Here is a 23,997-nt window from a genome sequence, read left to right on the forward strand (position 1 = left end):
TTGCGGAGGCGGGCTCTACTGGAATAATTCCATTGTTGGACTCACTCCAGAATGCGCCGGTTCGGCTATCGGGACTGCACGAACCGGACCACTCCGATGGTGGCCGCGGCCAGTCCGGTGCACAGCAGCAGCACCAGCAGGATCATCCCGCCGCCACCGGCGTCCTCACTCCAGGAGGAGGAGCTGGCATTGGCCACGTCCCTGGACTGCGCTTCGTCGACGGGCTGCTGGGCGGGCGCGACCGGGGTCGGTTTGGCCTTGACCGAGGGCTTGGGCGCGGCGGGCGCCTTGGTGCTGCCCGGCGCGGCGGCGCCACCGGTGCTGGGCGCGGCGGCAGGGGGTTTGGCCGCGTCCGGGTTGGGCGCCAGCGGCAGCTCCTCGAAGTTGACCAGCTTGGTGCTCTCCAGCAAGGTCATGTGCCGCATGACCGCGTTGATCGCCTCCTGGGCGAACTCGCGGACCAGGGTGTTGCGGGTGCCGGAGCGGACCGCGGCGACCACGGTGAAGACCTTGCCGTGCGCGGCGCGCAGCCGGTCGGCGAAGAGCTGATCGAAGGCCGGGCCGGTGGCCCCGCGCAGTTCGGCCATCCAGCCCTGCTGGTCGGCGTTGGGCTCGGCGGGCAGTTCGACCGCGAGCTGGCCGGCCACCTTCTTCACCCTGGTGTCCAGCACCTCGTGGTCCTTCATGATCAGCCTGCCGACCTCCTTGACCCGCGGCGCGGCGGCCCTGACCTGGGCCTCATCGCCCATGGGCATCTCCCACAGGCCGGCCTGGCGGACCTTGACCAGCAGGTCCCGGTCGGCCGGGCCGAGTGGGCCGCATTCGGTCTGGGTCCAGCCGGAGCCGGAGGTCTCCTCGTCGAGCTGCGTCACCGGCGAGGTGGGCGCCGGGGCCTTGGCCGGCGGCGGCGGCGGCGGTGGCGCGGCCGGTTTGGAGCTGGCGGGGGGTGGCGGCGCCCCCGTGGGTTCGTCGGCCAGCGCGGCCCCGGCGGCGGCGAACGCGACGGCCGTGGCGGCGACGGCGAGCGCGCTCCCCCGCAGGAGCCTGGTCCGGACGGATGTCTCAGTAGCCACTTGCGGTGCCTCCATTCGCCGGCGCCGCCGCCTTCTTGCCGTCAGGGGTGGCCGCGTGCCAGGTGCCGCCCTTGCCGTGTCCTCTGGATTCGCCGGGCTTGGCGTCCTGGAAGAAGCGGTACAGCGGCCAGCCGCCCACGGTCACCTGCTGCGCGCCGTCGGCCCGCTCGACAGTGCTGACCAGTGCCGGGTCGATTCCCTCGACCTGGAAGTTGCCGTCGGCGAGCACGGGCGGCCACTGCACGGCACAGGTGTCGGCGCAGTTGGATTTAGCCGGTTTGGCGGTGTCCTTGTCGAATCGGTACAGGGTATAGCCCTCGTGGTCGGTGATTACCTGTCCAAGCGCGCCGACCTGTCGGGCGTGCATTAACGAGCTTTCGTGGCCGGGCTGGAAACTCGGTGGGGCGCCGTTATCGCCGCTGCCGCCGCCCGGGGAGTAGGCGTCCCCGCCACAGGCGGTGGCGGACAATGCGGCGGCGCAGGCTATAGCCGCCAACGCGGGGCCCCTACTGCCGCTGATTTTCATCTCGGTCACCTTTCCTGCTGCACATCACGCCAACGCCCAGGACTACGGATCTCCCGGAAGGGTGGTTCAGGACCAAATCCGCGATTACCGAAAAAAGGTGATCTGGGTCACATACGAGGTATGAAACTACGCTGGGTCATACCCCGGGCACAGCACGATGACGCCATGTCACAGCAACTTCTCGCCCACCACCGCAGAGCCCAGGGCCCCGCGCACCCGGGTGAAGAACTCGTCGAGTGGCTCAACCTGAACTTCGGCAGACGGCTGCTGCGCTTCACCACCGCGCTCACCGGTGGCGATCGCCAGTGGGCCGAGGATGTGGTTCAGGAGACCTGGCTGCGCGCCTGGCGCAACGCCGGGAAGCTGCGTCCCGAGACCGATCAGGTGCTGCCGTGGCTGTTCACCGTGGCCCGGCGGATCGTGGTGGACGGGGTCCGCCAGCGCCGGGCCCGGCCGACCGAGGTGGACCTGACCCAGCTCGGTGAGGCCACCGTGCGGGACGAGGCCGACCACGTGGTCATCAGCATCACCGTGGCCGACGCGCTCAACCAGCTCAGCAAGGAGCACCGGGACGCCATCCGGGAGACCTACCTGCGCGACCGCACGGTCAACGAGGCGGCCCGCATCCTGGGCGTGCCGCCGGGCACGGTGAAATCGCGGGTGTACTACGGCCTGCGCATGCTCAACCAGCTGTTGCAGGAGCGAGGGGTCACCCGGTGAGGCTCCCCCTCGCTCCTGTCCCGACTACTCGGTCGGCACCGCGTTGTCGGCGACCACCTGGGCGTAGGCGAACGCGGAGTCCTTGAGCGTGCGCCGCTGGGTGGCGAAGTCCACGTGCACCAGACCGAACCGCTTGTCGTAGCCGAAGGCCCACTCGAAGTTGTCCAGCAGCGACCAGGCCAGGTATCCGCGCACGTCGGCCCCGTCCTGGATGGCGGCGTGCACCGCGCGCAGGTGCGCCAGCAGGTAGGCGGTGCGCTCGGGATCGTGCACCCGGCCGTCGGCGGTGACCTCGTCGCCGGGGAAGGCGGAACCGTTCTCGGTCACCAGCATCGGCAGTCCGGGCGCCTGGGCGGCCAGCCAGCGCAACAGATCCGCCAGCCCGTCGGCCTCCTGTTCCCAGCCGGTGTGGGTCAGCGGACCTTCCGCGGGCAGGATCTCCACCCCGCGCAGGCCCGGCAGCGCACCCGGGGTGTCCAGGAGCGGATCGGCGGCGGGAGCGATCCGGGTGGGGTTGTAGTAGTTGACGCCGAGCCAGTCGATGGGCGCGGCGATCTCGGCCAGGTCGCCGTCCTGGATCACCGGTTCGAGGGCGTTCAGGTGTGCGACGTCGGCGAGCACGTCGGCCGGGTAGTTCCCGCGCAGCACCGGTTCCAGGAACAACCGGTGGCCGATGCCCTCGACCTTGCGGGCGGCTTCCTGGTGCGGCTCGTCGTCGACCGCGATCCGCGGGGTGCTGAAGTTGAGCACCAGGGAGAATTCCTGCTCCGGCCGGGCCTGCGCGCGCATCGCGCTGACCGCGCGGCCGTGTGCGAGCAGCAGGTGGTGCGCGGCCTGGAGCGCGGCGGCCGGGTCCACGATGCCGGGCGCGTGGATCCCGTTGCCGTAGCCCAGGTAGGCCGCGCAGAACGGCTCGTTGAACGTGGTCCACTGCTTGACCCGGTCGCCGAGGTGGGCGTGCGCGATCCGGGCGTAGTCCACGAAATCGTCCACGAGGTCCCGGTTGACCCAGCCGCCCTTGTCCTGCAACGCCTGCGGCAGGTCCCAGTGGTAGAGCGTCACCATCGGCTCGATGCCGGCTTCGAGTAAGGCGTCTACCAGCCGGTCGTAGAAGGCCAGTCCGCGCGGTTCGACCGCGCCGGCGCCGGCGGGCTGGATCCGCGGCCAGGACAGGGAGAACCGGTATGCGGCCACCCCCAGCCGTCGCATCACCGCGATGTCCTCGGGGTACCGGGTGTAGTGCTCGCAGGCGGGGTCGCCGGTGTCGCCGCCGTCCACCTTGCCAGGGGTGGCGGCGAAGGTGTCCCAGATGGACGGTCCGCGTCCGTCCACTGTGGTCGCGCCCTCGATCTGGAAGGCCGAGGTGGCGGTCCCCCAGACGAATCCGGGCGGGAAGGCCAGTGGTTTCCGGGCGCCCGCCGGGTCCGCGACGGTCAGGTCACCAGAGTCGGTTGTGGTCAAGTTCCCCTCATCCCTTGACGGCGCCCTGCATGATCCCGCCCACGATGTGCCGGGCGAGCAGCAGGAACAGCGCGATCACCGGCAGCACACCGAGTGTGGCTCCGGTCAGCATCAGCGAGTAGTCGGTGTAGTAGCCACTGGCCAGTGTGGACACCGCGACCTGCACGGTCGGGCTGTCGTTGGGGTCCAGCACGATCAGCGGCCAGAAGTAGTCGTTCCAGGCGGTCATGAAGGTGAGCATGCCCAGCACCGCGGCCTGCGGGCGGATGGCGGGCAGGGCCACGGTGAAGAAGGTGCGCAGCACCGAGCAGCCGTCCACCCTGGCCGCCTCGATCAGCTCGTGCGGCACGGTCTCCTCGCAGGCCTGGCGCATCATGAACACCCCGAGCGCGCCCACCAGCGCGGGCAGGATGACCGCCTGCAGCTGGCCGTACCAGTCCAGTTCGGACATCAGCATGTACAGCGGGATCACGCCGAGCTGGGTGGGCACCATGGCGGTGCCGACCACGACCAGGAACAGCGAGTCCCGGCCGCGGAAACGCAACCGGGCGAAGGCGAAACCGGCCAGTGAGGACAGCAGCACGTTGGCCACCGCGACGGTGGAGGCGATGATCAGCGAGTTCTGGATGGCCAGCCAGAAGTCCACGGTGTCGAAGACCCTGGCGATGTTGGCGAACAGGTTGCCGCCGGGGATCAGCGGCGGCACCTTGTCGCCGATCGCCGAGTTGTCCTTGGAGGCCACCACGAAGGAGAAGTACAGCGGGAACACCGAGGCGAGCAGGAACGCCGACAGCAGTCCGTAGACCAGGAATCCCGGACGTTTGGTGGTCTGCACCGGCCTCACCCCTTGGACGCGATACGCCGCGCCAGCGTGAAGTTGATCAGGGCGAAGACCAGCACCACCAGGAACAGCACCCAGGCGATGGCCGAGGCGTAGCCGGCGTCGAACAACCGGAAACCCTTCTCGTACAAATACATCGTCAGGGTCTGGAACTGCCGGTCGCTGCCGCCGACCCCGGAGGCGCCCTTGGGGTCGAACAGGGTCGGCTCGACGAAGAGCTGCATGCCGCCGATGGTGGAGACCACGATGGTGAACAGGATCGTCGGCCGGATGCTGGGCACGGTGATGGACCAGAACATCCGCCACCGGGACGCGCCGTCCACGGTGGCCGCCTCGTAGAGATCCTTGGGCACCGACTGCATCGCGGCCAGGTACAGCAACGCGTTGTACCCGGTCCAGCGCCACATCACCATCGCGCTGACCGCCAGGTGCGAGGACCAGGTGTCGGCCTGCCAGTTGACCCGGTCCAGGCCGATGAGTTCGAGGAGGTAGTTCACGATGCCGAAGTCGCGGCCGAAGATCTGGGTGAACACCAGCGCGACCGCGACCACCGAGACCACGTTGGGCAGCAGCAGTCCGGCCCGCCAGAACGTGCGGCCGCGCAACCCGCGGTCCAGCAACGCGGCCAGGCCGAGCGCGGCCAGCAGCTGGGGCACGGTGGAGAGCAGGAACATGCTCACCGTGTTGCCCAGCGCGTTGTAGAAGTTCGGGTCGCCGAACAGGGCGAAGTAGTTGTCCAGGCCCACGAAGCCCTGCTGCCCGTCCACCAGCTGCCAGTCGTGCAGCGACACCCAGGCGGTGTAGAGCAACGGGAACAGCCCGAACGCCCCGAAGATCAGGAAGAACGGGGCGACGAACAGGTACGGGGTGACCTTGGTGTCCAGACGGGCCAGCGGCCACCGCCGCTTGCGCGACGGTGGCTGCCGGTGTGTCCGAAGTGGACTGTCGGTGACGGGAGCCGCCATCGAGCTACTTCACCTCGTTGCGGGACTGGGTGACCGCCTCGCCGAAGGCCGTGTCCGGGGTGGACTTGCCCTGTTCGATCCGGGCCAGGGCCTCGTTGAAGCGCGGGCGGACCTTGGAGTCGCGGGTGCCGCGGTAGTTGGGCTTGAGGCTGTCCGCGGCGGCGGCGAAGATCTGGCCGACCGGCGCGTCGTTGTAGTACGCGTCGACCTTGTTGAGCACCTCGGGGTCCTTGTAGACCGCGGGCTCGCTGGGCAGGTTGCCGGTCTTGGCGAAGATCTTCTTCTGCTGCGCGGGCGCGGTGAGGTACTTGGCGACCTCGTAGGCTTCCTTGGTGTTCTTGCCCTGCTTGGGCACGGTCAGGAACGAGCCGCCCCAGTTGCCGCTGCCACCGGGGACCGAGGTGACGTCCCACTTGTCCGCCGCGCCCTCACCGGCGCCTGCCTTGATCTGGGCCAGGGCCCAGGCCGCGCAGGTCTCGGTGGCGAAGCTGCCCTGCTTGAGCGCGATGGTCCACTCCGGGGTGAACGGCTTGATGCCCGCGGTCTGGCCCTTGGCGCCCATCCCACCGGCCAGCAGGAAGGCTTCCTTCACCTTGGGGTTGGTGTCGGCGATGAAGCCGTCGTCGGACTTGGCGAAGTAGCCCTCTTCGCTCTGGTAGAGCTTCGCGGTGAAGATGTTCTCCGCGGATCCGGCGAACTTGACGTTCGGGGTCTTCTCCTTGAAGCGGTCGGCGACCTTGGCGAACTCCTCCCAGGTCGGCCACAGCTTGGCCACCTCACCGCGTTCGGTGGGCAGGCCGGCGGCGGCGAAGAGGTCCTTGCGGTAACACAGCGCCAGGCTGCCCATGTCGGTGCCCAGGCCCATGACGAAGTTGCCGTCCTCGAGGATGCCCTGGCTCCACTTCCAGGAGACCCACTGGTCCTTGAGGTCCTTGGCGCCCAGGTCGGCGAGGTTGACGAACTTGTCCTTGGAGGTGCGGAACTGGGCCAGCCAGCCCTCCTCGATGGCGACCACGTCGGCCGCGCCCCGACCGCCGGCGAGCTGGGTGGCCAGCTGCGAGTGGTGCGCGTCGAACTCGAGTTTGCGCGCCTCCAGCTTGATGTTGGGGTGCGTTTTCTCGTACTCGGCGAACAGGTCCTCGTAGCCGAAGTCGCTGAACGTGCCGACCGTGATCTTGATCTTGCCATCGTCCGCGGATCCACCACAGGCGGCGACTCCGGTGGCCAGGACAGCGGCAGCCGCGAGCGCCACCGCCCGGCGCGTCGCGTTGTTGTTCATTGGTCCTCCTCGACCGCAGTGTCGACCCCGTAGTCGGCACTGATGGATGAGAGCGCTCTCACTTTTGGGTGGTCAGGGTCACATGTCAAGCCGCGATCAACGATCCGACATCTTTCCGTAACCGGGCCCGCCCAGCTCACGGGCTCCTTGTGAGAGCGCTTCCGTGCAGGTGGGCGGGGAAATCGACCGGCTACGCTTGGCCGATCGAGGTCAATGGCAACAGGGGTGGTGCGCAGGTGGCGGAACGATCGGCCGGCCGGCCGACCCTGGAGGATGTCGCCGCGCACGCGGGCATCTCCCGGGCGACGGTCTCCCGCGTGGTCAACGGCGCGAGCCGGGTGAGCGAGCAGACCAGGCTGACCGTGCAGCGGGCGGTGGAGGAGCTGGGGTACCGGCCCAACCAGGCCGCGCGCTCGCTGGTCACCCGGCGCACCGGCACCCTGGCGGTGGTGCTGTCCGAGCCGGGCGAGAAGCTGTTCGAGGACCCGTTCTTCGCCGCGGTGATCCGCGCCGCGCACCACGAACTGTCCACTGTGGACGCGCAGATGGCATTGCTGATCGCCCGCTCCCCGGCAGAGGTCGAGCGGGTGGTGCGGTTCCTGGGTTCCGGGCACACCGACGGCGCGCTGGTGTTCACCCCGCGCCGCGGTGATCCACTGCCCGGGGCGGTGCGTTCGCTGGGCATCCCGGTGGTCTTCGGCGGCAGGCCGTGGCGCGGCGGGCGCGGTCTGGATGTGGTGTCGGTGGACAACGAGGCAGGCGCGACGCAGGCGACCCGGTTGCTGTTGTCCCAGGGGCGCAAGCGAATCGTCACCGTGTGCGGGCCGTCGGACCAGGCCGCCGCGGTGGACCGGCTCACCGGCTGGCGGGTGGCCATGGACCTGGGTCCGGACCAGGCCGCGCAGTGGTCCGAACCGGCCGAGTTCAACCTGGAGGGCGGCGAACGCGCGATGACCGAGTTGCTGCGCCGGGTGCCGGACCTGGACGGGGTGTTCGCGGCCAGCGACCTGATGGCGGTGGGCGCCTTGCGGGCCCTGCGCGCGGCCGGTCGCCGGGTGCCCGAAGACGTTGCGGTGGTGGGTTTCGACGATCTGCCCTCGGTGGCCCAGCAGTCCCAGCCCAGCCTGACCACGATCCGCCAGGACCCGGGCGCACAGGTCCGCGAGATGGTCGCCATCCTGCGCGAACGCCTGCGCGGCAACGAGGTCCGCCCCCGCAACCGGATGCTCCCGGTGGAGTTGATCCGCCGCGAATCGGCTTAGCCCCCCACAACAGCCAAGCCTGCGTACGAGTTGGCCCAACTGGTACGCCCAGTTTGGCCAACTCGGCGTACCAGTTGGGCCAACTCGGCGTTCGGGGTGGGTTAGGCCCATCTGGCGAGCACCGCCCGGCCGAATCCGGGTAGGGCGACGGCGAGGCGGCGGGTCTTGGGCACCGCGACGCGGTGGTCCAGGACGCGGTAGTCGGCGGCCTCGATCTCGTCCAGGATGCCTTGGTACAGCTCGAAAGCGGTGGCCACGCAGGGCCGGGACACCGGGGCCAGCATGGCGATGCCGGGGCGGGCGCGGCGATAGGTGGCCCTGGTGCGGGAGACCAGGTGGGCCAGGGCGGCGCGCAGCGGGCGGTCGGTGTGGCCGCGGTCCCGGCAGTGCTTGAGGTGCGCGCGGTCCACGCCGAAGGCGGCGAGTTCGTCCAGGGGCAGGTAGATCCGGTCCCGGTCGAGGTCCTCGCCGACATCGCGCAGGAAGTTGGTGAGCTGGAATGCCTCGCCGAGCGCGGCGGCGTGCGGTTCGGCCTCGGCCCGGCTGGTCACGGTGCCCAGCACCGGCAGCACCTGGAGTCCGATCACCTCGGCCGAACCGCGCACGTAGCGGGACAGTGCGGCGAAGCTGGCGTACTCGCGGACCTGGGTGTCCATCCGCATCGAGGCCAGAAAGTCGGCGAAGTAGCCGCGGTCGATGTCGTACCGCGCCACCGTGTCCACCACCGCGGCCAGCACCGGGTGCGTGCTGTGCCCCAGCTCGAAGCCCCGGGCCAGGTCCGCGCCCAGCTCGTCCAGGGCGGCCCGGCGCTGCTCCAGGGTGCGGCCGTCGCCCTGGTCGTCCACGATCTCATCGGCCCAGCGGGCGAAGCCGTACAGCGCGTGCACGGCCGGCCGCTGGGCGGGGGTGAGCATCCGGGTGGCCAGGAAGTAGGTGCGGCCGTAGCGCGCGTTGATTTCCCGGCAGCGGCGGTAGGCGGTACGCAGCGACGGTTCGAGCACGCCTGCGGCGTCCAGCTCGGTGGTGGTCAGCGGGGACACGTCAAGAGTCTGGCGGTTGCTCCGTTCGGCTGCACGCCGGGGCGTCACCGGGTGCCGAAAGTGGCCGCCGCCCACCCTGTCAGCTCGGTTTTCGCCTGCGCCAGCAGTGTCTGATCCGTGCTGGCCGGGGCGATCAGCGCCACGTGCAGCGTGCCCGCCGGGCCACCGGGCAGCACCAGCCGGGCCGCCCCGTGGTGCCGGTCCACGCCGATCCCGGTCCCGGCGTACACCGGCGCGCTGCCGAACACGCCCTGATCCGACACGACCGCGCCCGCGGCCAGGTCCTCCGGCACCTGCACCTCGGTCGGCGCGGCCGCGCCCGAGGAGCGCCACACCAGCACCGCGTGCCGCCGGTCCGCGGTCAGCTTGACCAGTCCGGGGTACTCGGCGGGCACCCGTTGCCACTGCTGCACGGTGTTCCCGTCCCGGCTGAGGTCCTCGAAGCTGAACGCCAGACTCCGCCCGGCCACCGCGCGCGGATACGCCCGGTCGATCACCCGGCGGTCCACCCTGGGCGTCACCGCGCCGGTGTTGTCCTTGTGCACCGGGGAGAAGTCCTCGTCCATCCACGCGTCGGTCTCGGTGAGCACCTTGTTCGGGTTGCCGTTCATCAGTTCCCGGTGCCGCCCGCTGTTGGTGTCCCACTGCCACTGGGTGGCCGACATCGGCGGCGCGGCGTTGCGCGCCTCCCGCCACCAGTTCTTCCCGGCCACGCCGGAATCCAGGGACTGGTAGGCGGCCTTGAGGATGCTGGGGGTCTTGTCCGAGGTGAACCCGGTGATCGGGTGCCCGAACTCGCTGAGGATCGGCGCGGTCCGGTGGTACTGGGCGCGTTCGCGCACCGCCTGGATGTCCGCGGTGTACTCGCCGTCGCCGGCCTTGCCCGGCTTGAGGATCCCGGAGCGGGCCTTGGCGTCGTAGAAGTGCGCGTTGAACACGAACCGCTGGCCCAGCGGCGGGATCTCGGTGAGGCCACCGGGTTCGCGGAAGATCGAGGTGTTGATGTTCCAGTACACCAGGGGTTCGGCGAACAGCGGTTTGTCGGTCCACCCGGCCCGGTCCATGGCCGCGCGGGTGCGCTGGTAGAACGGCGCCAGGAAGTCCCGTTCCCAGGCCGGTCCCTGCTGGCCTTCGTCGTAGCGCCCGGCGTAGGGCTCGTTCAACGGGTTGAACCCCACCACCCGGCGGAACTCGTTGCTGCTCAAGGTATTACGCAGGTGTCCGAGCGCGATCTCGCTCTGTGCCAGGAAAGCGTCCAGGATGTTGCGGGGTCCGGCCTCGGTGTCGATGCGGCGGTTGTGCCAGAAGTCGTAGGTGGCCATGGTGACCGCCTTGTTGTTCTTCATGTTCTGGCCCCAGTTGACGCAGGCCTCGCAGTATTCCTTGGGATAGCCGCCCGCCCGCACCACCCACTCCGGCGCGCCGTCCCCGGTGTACCAACTGTCCACAGTGAACAGATAGCGGGAGTAGAGATCCTGGTGGTAGTCCACGAACACGAACAGTCCGGCGGCCAGGAACTCCCGGATCTGCGCGGTCACCCGGTCCAGGTAGGTCCGGTCGATCTGCCCGGCCCGCGGTTCGACCCGCTCCCAGGTGATCAGGAACCGCACCGCGTTCGCCCCGGTCAGCCGGCGCATGGCGGTGGCCGACACCCCGGCCTCGGCGGTGCTGGGGAAGGGCAGGCCGCCGTGTTCGGCGAGTTTGGCGGTGCCGGAGACGTTGTAGCCGCGCAGCAACACCGTGCGCCCGTGCCCGTCCCGGAAGGTGCCCTCAGGTGACACGGTGACGACGTCGGCCCGCGCGTCGTCGAACCACCATTGCGCCGCGGCGGGCGCCCCCGGCACCGCCGTCAGACCCAGCACGACCGCGAGGACCCCGGTGACCACGCTCCGCCATCCCATGTCCGCAACGGTAGGGATCGCGGTCGCACAGCGTCACCCGCCGAATGAATGTTTTTCACGTTTGAGGTTGGCCTTGGCCGCCGCCTCCCACCGGTCCTGGGCCGGCGCGGTCCGGTACAGCGGGTCCCGTGCGATCAGCCGGTCCAGCACGGCCCCGCGCCCGACCAGCCAGTCGGCGTCACTCACGTGCGCGTATTCCGCGCGCACCGCCAGCGCGTACCGGTCGTAGTCGGCCGCCGTCCCGCCCAGCACCGCGAGGTCGGCGTCCAGCAGGGCCAGGGTCAGCGGGTCCTCGCCCAGATGGTCGATGGTCGCCAGTACCAACCGTTCGGTCGGCGCGCTGTGCTGTTCGGCCACTCCGGCCTCGCTCAGCCATCGCCGTACCCAGTCGGCGCTGCGCCGTTCGTCCTCGCCCGGCACGCCGTCGTAGACCACGTCGTGCGCGGCCGCGGCCACTACCAGCACTGCTCTGTCCACTTCGGACAGTCCAAGTTCCTTGCCCAGCCAGGCCGAGTCCCGCAGCACCGCCTCGACGTGGGTCAGGTCGTGGTACCGCCGGTGCTCCTCCCGGTACCGGCCGATCAGCTCCTCCCCCGCCCGCCGGGCCACCTCGGGCTGCCCGCCGAGGGTCACCACCGCCGTCACCCACGCGTCCAGAACCATCACGTCCCCCTCTCATCGCCACCCAGTGTGACCGCCGGTCTCACAAGATCGGGCGACATGCCTCACGACCACGGCATGTGAAACCTGTGTCACACTCGGTGAAGACGCTCCGCTGCTGTCCTTCGACCGGCGAAGGGGGAACGCTGGTGGACTTTCGGATCCTGGGTCCCGTTTCGGTTTGGGTCGACGGACAACAGGTTGGGATCACCGAACCCGACCTGCGGCGCCTGCTTGCGATCCTGCTGCTGGCCGACGGTCGCCCGGTGCCGAAGGAGCAGGTCATCGCCGATCTGTGGGACGGCGCGCCGCCGGTGCGGCCCGGTCGCGCGCTGCGCACCCAGTTCTCTCAGCTCAGTGAGACGCTGCCACTGCCCGAGGTCCAGTTGCACAGCGCGCACGGCAAGCACCAGTTGCAGGTCGATCTGGAGAAGCTGGACTGGCACCGGTTCCGCCAACTGGTGGGCCGCGGCCGTTCAGCTGCTCGTGGTGGCCGCTACCAGGCCGCGGTGGAGATCCTGACCCAGGCCCTGGACGAGTGGCGCGGGGACGCCCTGGCCGACGTGGACGGCGACTGGGCCCGCCGCTGCCGCGCGCACCTGGAACGGCAGCGGCGCAGTGCCCGGCAGTGCCTGGTCGCCGCCCGCCGGGCCTGCACCGGCAGGCAGATCTTCGTGCCGGTGCCGCGCCGTGGCGAGATCGAACGCGGCCCGGCCCCCATGCAACTCCCCCTCGGGCTGGCGGACTTTGTTGGCCGGGAACAGGAACTGGCCACCCTGGGCACCGCGATCCCCGGCACCGTCACGGTGATCAACGGCGCCCCGGGCAGCGGTAAGACTTCCCTGGCGCTGGCCTGGGCGCACCGGGTCAGCGACCGGCACCCCGACGGCGCGCTGTTCGCCGAACTACGCGGACACGGCCCCGGTGAGCCGGTGCCGCCGACCGAACTGCTCGCCGATTTCCTCACCGGGCTCGGCGTGGCCCCGGCCAAGATCCCGGCCACCGAGAGCGCCCGCGCCGAACTGTTCCGCACCCTGCTGATCCGCCGCCGCCTGCTAATCCTGCTCGACGGCGCCCGCGACCTGGCCCAGGTGCAGCCGCTGCTGCCCGGCCTGCCCGGGGTCACCGTGGTGATCACCAGCCACGAACCCCTTGACCTGCCAGGACGGCACATCACCGTCGGCCCGCTCTCCCCCGCCGACGCGACCGGACTGCTCAAGGAGCTGATCGGCCCGGCCCGGGTGGCCAACCAGGCCGGGGCACTGGCCGACCTGGCCCGCTACTGCGCCTACCTGCCCCTGGCGCTGCGTATCGCCGGCCGCCGGGTCGCCGGCCGGCCGCACACCTACCTGGCCGATCTGGTCGGTGAACTCCGGGAGGAACGGCACCGGCTGGACCGGCTCTCCCCCGACACCGACGGCTCCGGCGCGATCCGCGGCACCTTCCGCTGGTCCTACCGCGCGCTTCCCCTGCCGGCGCAACGCATGTTCCGGCTGCTCGGTCTCTACCAGGGCGTGGACGTCGACGCGCCCGCCGCGGCCGCACTGTCCGGAATGGACCTTGAGCAGGCCACGAAGCTGTTGCGGGACCTCAGCAAGGCGCAACTGCTGCAGCCGAGTCCGCGTGGCGCGTACCAGCTACACGACCTGCTGCGCGGCTACGCGGCCGAACGCGCCCTGCGAGAAGAAGGCGCGAACAACCGGCAGGCCGCCATCCGCAGGCTGCTCGACCACTACCGGGCCGCGGGCGCCGATCCCGGACACGCCTGGAGCGACACTGAACTGATCAACCTGTGCGCCGCCGCGCGCAGTGCGACCAGCACCGGAAACCACGCGGTGGCAGTGGATCTGCTGACCACCGCGGGCACCGTGCATCGTTCCCGCGGCCAGCTGGACCGGGCCATCGCCCGCTACCACCTGGCCTGGGTGAGCGGGGACCGGCACGGCGACACCGACATCGCGCACCGCCTCGGCGAGACCTACCTGGCCGCCGGCCGGTTGTGCGCGGCGGTGGAGGTCCTCGGCCGGGCCACCCCGGACGCGCTCACCCTCGACCTCCTGGGCGGCTGCTACCAGCGGCTGGGCCGCCCGGACGCGGCGATCCAGCACTTCCAGCGCGGCCTCCGCCTGGTCAACGAACCCGCCGCCGAGGCGCGACTGCTGTCCAGCCTGGGTGAGGCGCTACGCCGACTAGGCCGGTTGGCGCAGGCCAGGGAACACCTGGCCCGCGCCCTGGAACTGAGCCGCCGGATCGGCGATCACGGGGTGACCGCGCACTGCCTGCACAGCCTCAGCCAGCTGCCCAGCACGCTCAGCCCGAACCTGCCCTGACCCGTGAGGCGGAAACCTTCCCGTCCGGGGTCTCGAAGCCGAGCAGCACCTGGGCCGGTCGCCCGCCGGTGACCGGCACGGTGATCTCGCTGAACCCGTGCGACAGCTCAATTGTCTTGCGGCCCAACAGTTTTCCGTCCTGGTTGAGCACGAACACGTACGCCTTGCCGGGTGCGCCGAGCACCCGCGCGGTCACCGTGTCACCCTGGGTCCGGGCCGAGAGCAGTCGCGCGGATTCCCAGACGGGCGCGATCGGCTTGCCGCCCAGGGAAATGCCGGTGCGCACGGACTGCTCCACCGACTGCGCTGAGTCCACAGAGGACAGTGCGATCAGCGGGAGCCTGGCCGCGGGCGGGTCCACCGGACGGCCCGTGGGCGGGGTGTAGCCGTCGAAAACCGCGCGGCCCCAACGGTACGGGTCGCCCTGCACGCCGCCCCAGGTGGACCAGCCGAGCCGGGTCTGGCCGATCTTGTCCTGGGTGTCGGAGTCGTAGACGAACAGGTTCAGTCCGACCTTGGCCGGGTCCAGCGCACCCGGCACCGCGGCCAGGGGCAGTGCGAGTTCGATGGTGTAGCCGGTGTACGGGCTGCTCACCTTGCTCGCCACCTGGAGTCCGGGCACCGTCTCGGCGGCCGGGCCCTGGAAGTTGTCGGCGTCCCTGGCCGCGCACGGCTTGCCCGCGGTGGTGGTCGGGAACACGGCCAGTTTCAGCGTGGTGGAGGTGTTCTCGGACTTGCCGCGCGGGTCGATGGCCAGTTCCAGGGAGTCGGTGCGCCAGTGCCGTTTGCAGTCGGCGGCGTCCAGCACACTGCCCTGTTTGTCATCGGCCACCGTGACCAGCGCGTACAGGGTGTCGTTGTGCCAGGTCAGTTTCGCCTTGGCCGAGCAGTCCGCGGCGGAGACGCAGTCCTCGCCTTCCCAGCGGGTGGACAGGTCCAGTTCCGGACCCGAGTACTCGCCGGGTGTGGCCACCCCGTCCACGGTGGGTGCGGTGGGCGCCTGTGGGATCGTGCTGCGCGGCACCAGTTCCAGGGCCGGGGTGCTGCTGCTGACGCCGGTCACCGACAGCGTGTACTTGTAGTCCCCGCCCTGCATCCCGGTGCGCAGCGCGGTGTCGGTGTTGGTCACCTTGCCGGCGAGCGTGGTCGTGGCGCCGGCGGCCAGTCCGGTGAACGGCAGGCTCGTGGTGGCACTGAACCCGGTCGGCGGCGCGATGGTCACGGTGCCCGACCTGGTCGCGGAACCGTTGTTGCGCACCAGGATCGGCAGTTCGCGGTCCCCGCCGGAGGGCAGGGTGAGCACCGGCGGCACCAGGTCGGCCAGCGCGGGCACTCCGCTGCGCTGCGCCCAGTCCCGGAACTGGGCGACCTGCGGCAGCGGCTGCTGCTCCGCGGTCAGCTCCGGCACCACGGCCACCACGGTCTCGGTGTACCCGGATCCGTTGCCACTGCTCAGTTCCACCGGAATCCGCACCCGGCCCGGCTTGGTGCCGGCGGGCACGGTCACGGTGAACTCGGCACTCGCCGACCGTCCAGAGTAGACAGTGCCGAGTCGCCCGTACCCGGTCGCCTGCCACCCGGCGGGCAGCGCGAGCTTGGCCTCCACCCGGGTCAGCGGCCGGTCCTCCGGGGCGGTCACCGTCACCTTGACCGGCACCGAGGATCCGGCGACCAGGCTGAACCGCCCGGCCTCGGCCACCGCGCCAGTACCCAGGGGCAGGCCGCCCGGGGTCGGGATCAGCGCGCCGTGCAGTGCCGCGTCCGGGCCATTGGCGGTCGGCGAGAACGGCACCCGGCTGGCCACCTGGGTGAACCAGTCGCAGTCGATGAGTTTCGGATCCGTTGGCACGTCGGGGAATCCGGCCCAGCCCTGGGTCACGTACTCCCGCTGTGCGGACCGCTCCTCCTGCGCCCAGCTGCGACCGGGCACAGTGGACGGTCGCCCGTCCCACACCCCGTACACCCGGTCAGTGGCCTCGGCGGGCACGAACTTCGCCGCGCAGTCCGGTCCACTGGGCCGCTCACCGCGGGCCCCGCCGGTCAGCAACCGTTTGACCGACCACGGCCGCAATACCTCCTCGCGCAACTGCTCCGGGTAGGCGCCGGGGTCGGCGGCCACCCGGTATGCCTCGATGGCCAGCCGAGCCGCGTACTGGTGGTTGCCGTGGTTGCCCGGGGTGGGCGCGGGATCCATGGTGACCACGAGTTCGGGGCGGGTCTGCCGGATCGCCCGGACCAGCTTGCCGAGCACGTCCTGGTGTTGCCAGCCCTGTTCGGTCAGCGGCGAGCTGACCGTGTAGTAGAAGTCGGCCTCGTCCAGGTTGAGCACCTCGGTGATCCCGGCCCGGCGCACCGCCCGCCGCTCCTCGGCCTCCCGGAGCTGGCCCAGTGCCGGGCCTTCCTCGGGTCCGGCCGCGTTGCCGCCGCCCTCGCCGCGGGTGATGGTGACCACCCCGGCCCGCACCTTGTGCTCGGCGTGCCACTGCCCGAAGGTGGACAGGCTGAACGCCTCGTCATCGGGGTGCGCGCCCACGAACAGCGCGTCCAGGTCGACCGCGCGCCGCGCGGCCTCCGCCTGCTCGTCCACCGCGGTGGCCGGACTCTCCAGCGCCACCAACGTGATCAGGGCGGCGGCCACCGGCAGCAGCCCGGTCAGCCAACGTCGATCCACCCGGTTCTCCTTACGTGTCAACCCTTGACCGCGCCGTCCAGCATGCCGCGGATGAAATGTCGTTGCAGGAAGAGATAAAGCACCACCACGGGCAGCGCGACCAGCACCGAACCGGCCGCCAGCAGCGGCACGCTCGTGGTCGCCCGGCCCTGGAAGAACCGCAGCCCCAGCGGGGCGGTGCGCAGCCCCTCGTCGGTGACCATGACCAGGGCGAGCAGGAACTCGTTCCAGGTCCACATGAACACCAGCACCACCAGGGTCAGCACCGCGGGCCTGCCCATCGGCAGCAGCACCCGCCACAGGATCTGCCAGTGCCCGGCCCCATCCAGTCGCGCCGCCTCCACCACACTGGTGGAGCTGGACCGGAAGTAGGCGCGCATCCAGAACACGCCGAAGGCCACCGACTGCGCGACCTGCGGCAGCACCAGCGCCGCGTAGGTGTCGAGCAGGCCGACATCGCGCAGGTCGAAGTACAGCGGCACCACCACGGCCTGACTGGGGATGGTGACCCCGAGCAGCAGCAGGTAGAACAGCAGCCCCGACCCGCGGAAACGCATGGTGCCAAAGGCATAGCCGGCCAGCACCGACAGCAGCGCGGACAGCGCCACCACGGCCACCGCGACGATCGCGCTGGTGCCGAGGTAACTGCCGAACTTGCCCTGGGTCCAGGCGGTGAGGAAGTTCTCCGGATGCCAGCCGCCCTGCCCCGGCACGTCGGAACGCACCGCGGTCAACAGGATCCACAGCACCGGGTAGAGCGCGTACCCGGCGAAGAGCAGCAACACCACATACGTGCCAACGCGTTCCCAGCGGGACACCGTCATCGCCGACCCCCAGCCAGTCGCAGCACCACCGCGCTGAGCGCGAACACCAGGACGGTCAGGGTGATCCCGATCGCCGCCGCCGAACCCACCTGCCCGGACTGGAAAGCTCGGTGGTAGATCTCGTAGGCGGGCACCGTGGTCGACTCGCCCGGCCCACCCAGTGGGGTCATCACGTACACCAGGTCGAAGGTGCGCAGCGAGGAGATCACGGTCAGCGTCAGCGCCACCGCGATGTCCGGACGCAGCGCGGGCAGCGTCACCGAGCGAAATTCGCGCAGCACCCCGGCCCCGTCCAGCCGCGCCGCCTCGTACAGGTCACCGGAGATCCGGCCGATCCCGGCCAGGAACAACACCACGGTCAGTCCGGTCTGCACCCAGGTGCCGACCAGCCCGACCGCGATCAGCGCGGTGCTTTCCTCGCCCAGCCAGTTGAACGCGAACGCGTCGAGGCCCAGCGCGCGCAGCGCCGAGTTGAGCGGGCCGTCCGGGGCCAGGATCTGTTGCCAGGCAACGGCGACCACCACCATCGCCACCACCTGCGGCAGGAACACCACGGTGCGGAAGAAGGCGAGTCCGCGCACCCGGCTGCGATGCAGAGCCGAGGCCAGTATCAGCCCGAGGCACACCGGCAGGATGGAGAAGAACACGATCAGCACCAGCGCGTGCCCGAACGCCGCGCGCAATCCGGCCTCGGCGAACAGGGTCAGGTAGTTGTCCAGTCCCGCCCAGGTGCCGAGTGTCAGACCGTCCCAGTCGAACAGCGAGATCCACGCGCTGTGCAGCAACGGGAACAGCAGGAACGCCCCGTACACGGCCAAGGCCGGCAACACATAGAGGTAGCCGACCCGCCGCGGTTCACCGGCCGCCACGGGCGGCGTCCACGTCGGCCTGGAGCTTGTCCAGGGCCTGCTGCGGGCTCAACCGCTTGGCCAGCAACTGCTCGATCACGCTGGTCACGGTGTCGTAGGCGGTGGGCGTGGCGTAGTCCAGATAGGGCACCAGTCCGCCGGTTTCCGAGGCGTGCGCCCAGGAGTTGAACACCTCGGCCCGGAACACCGTGGGCGGGCGCTGGCTGGTGGCCTCCACCACCGGCAGGTTCGCGTGCTCGGCCATCAGCGCCATGCCCCGCGAGGAGGTCAGGAACTCGATGTAGGCCGCGGCCGCGTCCGGGTTCCTGCTGCGCGCGCTGATCGCGAACGGCACGCTGGTGCCCGCGGTCACCGCGACCTTGCCGTCATCGGTCGGTGGTAGCACAAAGCCCACCTTGTCCCCCATCGCCGCCTCCAGATCGGCCATCAACCAGGTGCCGCTGACCAGGAAAACCCCTTTGTCCTGGGCGAACTCCCGCCAGGCCGCGTCCGAGCCGAGCCCGGAGAACCCGTTGGTCAGCATGCCCTGATCGGCCCACCGCACCAGGAGTTCGGCCGCCGCCTTGGGATTCTCGTCGGCCCAGAACACGCCCTGTCTGCCGGTGGCCAGCTTGTAGACGTCCTCGGTGGGCGCGAACCGGTTGAGCGCGAAGCCGAACAGGTGGATGCCCGCGCTCTTTTCCAGGTTGCCGAACTGGATCGGCACCTCGCGGACTTCCTTGGCCTTGCGCAGCGCGGCGTCGAACTCCGCCCAGGTGCGCGGCGGCGCGATGCCCAGGCGGGCCAGCTTCTGCTTGTTGAAGAAGATGCCGACCAGCTCACCGCCCTGTGGCAGGCCGAACAGCTTGCCCTCGCCCAGCGGGTCCCCGGACGCGGGGTAGCGGGCCAGCCGCAGCACGGTGGCGGGGAAACGCTGGTGCCAGCGGTAGACCTCGGCGTAGCCGTCCATCGGCAACAGCAGCCCGGCCTTGACGTAGGCGCCCATGTCCTGCCTGCCGTTGTTGACCTGCACCACATCGGGCGCCTGGACGCTGGTCAGGCCGAGCCTGGTGGTGTTGCGCAGGTCGTCGAAGGACCGCGGCACCCGGTTGATCCTGATGTTCGGGTACTTGCGCTGGAACTCCTCGTTCAGCGCGGTGATCTGCTTGTCCTGGCCGCCCCGCACCTCCTGGTCCCAGACGGTGAGGGTCACCTCGCCCATGGCCGCGACATCGGTCTTGATGTCCTTGGCCTGGCGGTCGGTGGGCCGGGTGTCCGGCAGGTTGGAGCCGGGCACGCACGCGGCCAGCAGCGTCAGCGCGGTGAGCGTGGCGGCCAGCCACCGGGAACGGATCATGCTCGTCCTCCCTCCGTCGCGCCTACGGCCTGCCTCGCAGTCCGATCGTGGCACTTGCCCGGCGCACCGTGGCACAGCCATGAGTGGGAAGAAGTTCGTCCAGGAAGTCGTATCCGCGCAGTGATTCGTCCTCCCTGCGGCCCAGGTGCCGCCACCAGGCGGCGATATCGCACCAGCCGGGCGCGGACAGCGAGCCGCCGAAATGCTGCACGGACAGCGCCGCACACAGGTTGGCGAAGCGCACCCGGTCGACCAGCGGCCAGCCGGCCAGGGTGCCGTAGGTGAACCCGGCGCCGAAGACATCGCCCGCGCCGGTGGGGTCCATGGCGGCCACGTTGATGCCGCACACGTCGGCTTCCTCGCCGGTGGCCGAGTCGATCGCGTACGCCCCGCCGCCGGCCCGGGTGACCACTACGGTCGGCACCACCTCGGCCAGCGCCCTGGCCGCGGTCTTCACGTCGTCCTTGCGGGTGTAGCGGACGGCTTCGACCGAGTTTGGCAGGAAGACGTCGTAGCCCTCAAGCTGCTGGATCAGTTCGGGGCGCCACTGGTCGGTGGGGTCCCAGCCGACGTCGGCGAACAGCAGCGCGCCGTTGTCCTTGGCGGTGCGGACCCACTTGTCGCTCTCGTGGTCGACGTGCACGAAGCAGGCCCGCACCCGGGGTGGGTCGGTGAGCAGCTCGTCCGCGGTGACCGGGGAGGGATGCCCGTGGGTGACCATGCTGCGGTCCCGGTTGATGGCCAGTGAGACGGTGACCGGGGAGTGCCAGCCGTAGAAGCGGCGCGAGTGGCTGAGGTCGACCTGTTCCTGGTTGGCCAGGGTGTCCCAGCAGAAATCGCCGTACATGTCCTCGCCGAAGGCCGAGGCCAGGGTGGTGCGCAGTTGCAGGCGGGCCAGCGCGACCGCGAGGTTGGCGATGCCGCCGGGGCTGGAGCCCAGGCCGGTGGCCCACACCTCGGTGCCGTTCTCCGGCAGCTGTGGCAGTCCGGTGAAGATCAGGTCGAGGAACACCGGACCGGACAAGAGAACGTCGAACTCGGTAGGCGGCTGGCTCGACACCGTGTTTCCTTCCCGCTGCGCGCCGGCAGTGCTGCGACCGGCTTGTTGCTCGCGCTGGCTTGTGTACGCGCTGGCTCGTGTTTCGCGCTGACCAGTTCCGGCCAGGCGCAGAGTCTCCCTCTCCCAGCCGACAGTGACAACCACTCCCGAGCGCGGCGTGTTCCAGACTGTCGATTTCCCTGCCCCCACCGACCACCCGGTCGAGACCCGCGCCCCCGCCGACCGCCCGGTCGGCAACCGCGCCCCCACCAACTGCCCCGTCGGAATCCACGCCCCTACCAACCACCTGGTCGGGACCCACGCACCCGCCAACCGCACGGTTGGGATCCGCGTCCCCACCAACCACTCGGTCGGGAACCGCGCCTACCAACCGCCCGGTCGGAACCCACGCCTCTACCAACCACTCGGTCGGGACCCACGCGCCTACCAACCGCCCGGTCGGAACCCACGCCTCTACCAACCACTCGGTCGGGACCCACGCACCTGCCAACCGCACGGTCGGAACCCGCACACCACCGGCCACTTGGTTGGGGCGGCGCGCCCGCCAACCCACTCGGTCGGGAACCGCGCCTCCCAACCGCCCGGTCGGGAACCGTACCGCCGCCAACCGACCGGTCGGGAGCGGCACGCCCCACACCCCACCTCGCCCACTCCACCCACTCCCCCCGCCCCTCCCCCGCCTCGATCCGCCCCTCCCGGACCCGGCGAGCCCGTGCCAGATCCACCACCCACGGCCTAGAGTCGGTCCGCGTGAGACTGGTGATCCTCGGCGGCGGCGGTTTCCGCGTTCCCCTGGTACACGGCCGGTTGCTGGCCGACCCCGACCGATTGGTAGACGAGCTGGTCCTGCACGACGTGGACCAGGCCCGCCTCACCGCGGTCACCGCGGTCCTGGACGCCCAGGCCGCCAACGCCCCCTGGCGCCCCAAGCTGAGCAGCACGTCAAACCTGGACGAGGCCCTGCGCGGCGCCGACGTGATCTTCTCCGCCATCCGGGTGGGCGGCCTGACTGGCAGGAGCGCCGACGAGCGCCACGCCATCAACGCGGGCCTGCTCGGCCAGGAAACAGTCGGCGCGGGCGGCATCAGCTACGCCCTGCGCACCGTCCCCGTCGCCGTCGACATCGCCGAACGCATCGCCCGCTACGCCCCCGACGCCTGGACCATCAACTTCACCAACCCCGCGGGCACCGTCACCGAAGCGATGTCCGCTGTCCTGGGCGACCGCGTGATCGGCATCTGCGACTCCCCCATCGGCCTCTGCCGCCGGGTAGCCGCCGCCCTGGAGATCCCGGTCGAAACGGCCTGGTTCGACTACGCGGGCCTCAACCACCTGGGCTGGCTCCGAGCAGTCCTGGTCAACGGCCGAGACCGCCTCCCCGAACTCCTCGCCAACGAACAAAAACTCCAATCCTTCGAAGAAGGCCGCCTCTTCGAACCAGACTGGCTCCGAGCCCTGGGCGCCATCCCCAACGAATACCTCCACTACTACTATTACACCCGGGAAACCACCCAGGAAATAGCCGCCAACCCCACCCCCCGCGGCCAATTCCTACACACCCAGCAATCCACCTTCTACCAACAAGCCCTAGCCACCCCCGAATCAGCCCTGACCCTCTGGCAAGAAACCCGAGCCGAACGCGAACGCACCTACCTGGCCGAAGCCCGCCAGATCGCGGACGCGGGCGAACGCACAACCTGCGACACAGACGGCGGCGGCTACGAGCAGGTAGCCCTGGACCTGATGGCGGCGATCACGGCCAACCGAGCCGCGACAATGATCCTGAACGTCCGGAACCGGGGCGCGCTGCCCGGCCTGGACGCGGACGCGGTGGTGGAGCTGCCGTGTCTGGTGGATGCGAACGGGGCACGGCCGATCGCGGTGGATCCGCTGGACGGGCCGGCGTTGAGTCTGGTGCAGCAGGTGAAGGCGGTGGAACGGGAAACGATCGCGGCCGCGCGCACGGGCAGCCGGGAGAAGGCGTTGCGAGCGCTGGCCGGGCATCCGTTGGTGGACTCGGTTCGGGCCGCTCGGGCAGTTTTGGGGGTCACGGAGTGGTGAAACCTAGAGGCTGGGGTAACTGAGGGTGATTGATTTTGGGGGTCGAGGCTGAGTTGCGAGAGGTGAGCCACGGGGGTTGGGTTGCCAGGGTCGGGCAGCTGGATTTAAGTGAGGGCTTGGGCAAGAGGGCCCGGCTCGCCAGGATCGAGCAGGACCTGGCGGGACTCACGAATGGGTGATGTCCGGCTGGGTGACGGGCTGAATCAACCAAAACAGGATGGCAACCTAAACCGGGGTTTCTGCGTTCCGCAGAGGAAGGCGGCGGCGCGGGCGGGGCGTTGAACGCGGCGGGCATACCGACGGCCCCGAGGACAAGAGGAGAAGGCCAAGCCCGGCCCCAGCGCCTCCCCCGAAGGCACACGCAACCCCGAGAAGGCGCGCCCAGCCCCGACACCACAGCCGTACGCTCCGCGTGCAGGCCAGCCGCAGCCCCGACACCACGCCCAGCCACGGCGAGCCCCGAAGCGGCAACGGGCGGGGTGGGTTGATCAGGCTTAGGCTGCGTGAATCCAATTCGCAGTGGTGCTGGCCGGGCGTTTGCCGTGATTCGGCGGGTGGGGCTGGGCAGGTCAGCGCGAGAGGGGAGGGCACTGTGGCGGAGATTAGGGCTGGGGCTGGGGCTGGGGCTATCGCGGTGCATGAGTTTGATTTGTTGCATTATCCCTGCGAATACCCGGGCCGCGGTTTGAGAATTCTCGGTACGACGCGATCAAGGCAGCGTCGCCTGCCGGGTGTGTGGTGGAGAGTTTTGCCGGGTTGTTTGGGTTGCGTTGCCGGCGGATGGGGCCGACGTTGCTGGACGCGGTTGCGGGGGTTTGTGCCGAGGTTCGGGCCGGGCATGGGTTTTTGCTGACGGACCTGGGTGTGGAGAAGTTGTGGGAGTTCATGGGGGATGGGACTGATGGGTATGGGGCGATGATTACGGGGCAATTGTTGCTCATGGCGGTTCATCGGGCTGAGTTGCTTGGTTATTCCACCGATGACCTTGTTCGGTTTGTCAGTGCGGCGGGATTGGCGCGTTCCGGATAGGTGAGCGGTCGGGTTTGCGGGGGTGGCAAGGCTTTCCGAGGGGGCGGCGACGAGGCTGCCGGGGCGGGGGCGGCTCCACGGTTGCGGGA

18 protein-coding genes are annotated in these 23,997 nt (G+C 70.0%); 4 read left to right on the forward strand and 14 right to left on the reverse strand.

From position 1 onward, the window contains the following. Window positions 1-65: 65 nt before the first annotated feature. Entirely contained in the window at window positions 66-1,073 is a 1,008-nt protein-coding gene (locus tag MZC64_RS35035) for a DUF4142 domain-containing protein (protein ID WP_247763947.1), read from the reverse strand. Next, window positions 1,063-1,599: a hypothetical protein gene (locus MZC64_RS35040; protein WP_247764039.1), complete on the reverse strand. Its 537-nt coding sequence runs from the start codon at window positions 1,597-1,599 to the stop codon at window positions 1,063-1,065. Before MZC64_RS35040 ends, MZC64_RS35035 begins: the two co-directional genes overlap by 11 nt. A gap of 165 nt (window positions 1,600-1,764) precedes the next feature. Here MZC64_RS35040 and MZC64_RS35045 point away from each other — a divergent pair, with 165 nt between their 5' ends. Next, complete coding sequence (locus tag MZC64_RS35045; RefSeq protein ID WP_185006828.1) at window positions 1,765-2,319, forward strand: sigma-70 family RNA polymerase sigma factor; 555 nt, start codon at window positions 1,765-1,767, stop codon at window positions 2,317-2,319. Between the two features lie 24 nt (window positions 2,320-2,343). Here MZC64_RS35045 and MZC64_RS35050 read toward each other — a convergent pair whose 3' ends face one another. From MZC64_RS35050 to MZC64_RS35065, 4 genes are all read right to left on the reverse strand, one after another. Then, entirely contained in the window at window positions 2,344-3,720 is a 1,377-nt protein-coding gene (locus MZC64_RS35050; RefSeq protein WP_247764040.1) for a GH1 family beta-glucosidase, read from the reverse strand. A gap of 67 nt (window positions 3,721-3,787) precedes the next feature. Then, window positions 3,788-4,615, reverse strand: a complete 828-nt coding sequence (locus MZC64_RS35055; protein ID WP_247763949.1) for a carbohydrate ABC transporter permease — start codon at window positions 4,613-4,615, stop codon at window positions 3,788-3,790. Between the two features lie 5 nt (window positions 4,616-4,620). Further along, complete coding sequence (locus tag MZC64_RS35060; protein ID WP_247763951.1) at window positions 4,621-5,586, reverse strand: carbohydrate ABC transporter permease; 966 nt, start codon at window positions 5,584-5,586, stop codon at window positions 4,621-4,623. Between the two features lie 4 nt (window positions 5,587-5,590). Further along, a complete protein-coding gene (locus MZC64_RS35065; protein WP_247763952.1) occupies window positions 5,591-6,865 on the reverse strand; it encodes an extracellular solute-binding protein in 1,275 nt (424 codons plus the stop codon). 236 nt (window positions 6,866-7,101) lie between these two features. On the opposite strand from MZC64_RS35065, the gene MZC64_RS35070 reads away from it, so the two are divergent. After that, the gene (locus MZC64_RS35070; RefSeq protein WP_247763954.1) at window positions 7,102-8,127 is read left to right on the forward strand and encodes a LacI family DNA-binding transcriptional regulator; all 1,026 of its coding nucleotides are present in this window, start codon (window positions 7,102-7,104) and stop codon (window positions 8,125-8,127) included. Window positions 8,128-8,228: 101 nt separating this feature from the next. Here the strand turns inward: MZC64_RS35070 and MZC64_RS35075 are convergent, their stop codons facing one another. From MZC64_RS35075 to MZC64_RS35085, 3 genes are read right to left on the reverse strand one after another with little or no spacing between them, the layout of a single operon-like run. Next, on the reverse strand, window positions 8,229-9,158 hold the full coding sequence (locus MZC64_RS35075; RefSeq protein ID WP_247764041.1) for a phytoene/squalene synthase family protein: 930 nt from the start codon (window positions 9,156-9,158) through the stop codon (window positions 8,229-8,231). Between the two features lie 53 nt (window positions 9,159-9,211). Next, complete coding sequence (locus MZC64_RS35080; protein WP_247763956.1) at window positions 9,212-11,068, reverse strand: cellulase family glycosylhydrolase; 1,857 nt, start codon at window positions 11,066-11,068, stop codon at window positions 9,212-9,214. 33 nt (window positions 11,069-11,101) lie between these two features. Next, on the reverse strand, window positions 11,102-11,731 hold the full coding sequence (locus tag MZC64_RS35085; RefSeq protein ID WP_247763958.1) for an HD domain-containing protein: 630 nt from the start codon (window positions 11,729-11,731) through the stop codon (window positions 11,102-11,104). Window positions 11,732-11,877: 146 nt separating this feature from the next. Between MZC64_RS35085 and MZC64_RS35090 the strand changes: the two genes are divergently transcribed. Next, a complete protein-coding gene (locus MZC64_RS35090; protein ID WP_247763960.1) occupies window positions 11,878-14,058 on the forward strand; it encodes a tetratricopeptide repeat protein in 2,181 nt (726 codons plus the stop codon). On the opposite strand, the gene MZC64_RS35095 is transcribed toward MZC64_RS35090, so the two are convergent. From MZC64_RS35095 to MZC64_RS35115, 5 genes are read right to left on the reverse strand one after another with little or no spacing between them, the layout of a single operon-like run. Then, window positions 14,039-16,729 (reverse strand): sugar-binding protein, encoded by a 2,691-nt coding sequence (locus MZC64_RS35095; RefSeq protein WP_247763961.1) that lies wholly within the window; start codon window positions 16,727-16,729, stop codon window positions 14,039-14,041. The genes MZC64_RS35090 and MZC64_RS35095 overlap by 20 nt on opposite strands. Window positions 16,730-16,746: 17 nt before the next feature. Next, entirely contained in the window at window positions 16,747-17,553 is an 807-nt protein-coding gene (locus MZC64_RS35100; RefSeq protein ID WP_247763963.1) for a carbohydrate ABC transporter permease, read from the reverse strand. After that, the gene (locus tag MZC64_RS35105) at window positions 17,550-18,422 is read right to left on the reverse strand and encodes a carbohydrate ABC transporter permease (RefSeq protein WP_247763965.1); all 873 of its coding nucleotides are present in this window, start codon (window positions 18,420-18,422) and stop codon (window positions 17,550-17,552) included. The genes MZC64_RS35100 and MZC64_RS35105 overlap by 4 nt, the downstream gene beginning before the upstream one ends. Next, entirely contained in the window at window positions 18,409-19,758 is a 1,350-nt protein-coding gene (locus MZC64_RS35110; RefSeq protein WP_247763967.1) for an extracellular solute-binding protein, read from the reverse strand. The genes MZC64_RS35105 and MZC64_RS35110 overlap by 14 nt, the downstream gene beginning before the upstream one ends. A gap of 22 nt (window positions 19,759-19,780) precedes the next feature. Beyond that, window positions 19,781-20,818 carry a PfkB family carbohydrate kinase gene (locus MZC64_RS35115; RefSeq protein ID WP_247763969.1) on the reverse strand — a complete coding sequence of 346 codons (1,038 nt, stop codon included), beginning with the start codon at window positions 20,816-20,818 and terminating at the stop codon, window positions 19,781-19,783. A gap of 750 nt (window positions 20,819-21,568) precedes the next feature. Between MZC64_RS35115 and MZC64_RS35120 the strand changes: the two genes are divergently transcribed. Then, window positions 21,569-22,879: a 6-phospho-beta-glucosidase gene (locus MZC64_RS35120; RefSeq protein WP_247763971.1), complete on the forward strand. Its 1,311-nt coding sequence runs from the start codon at window positions 21,569-21,571 to the stop codon at window positions 22,877-22,879. Window positions 22,880-23,997: the final 1,118 nt, after the last annotated feature.

The sequence above is a fragment of the Crossiella sp. S99.2 genome, assembly GCF_023094165.1.
GTDB lineage: Bacteria > Actinomycetota > Actinomycetes > Mycobacteriales > Pseudonocardiaceae > Crossiella.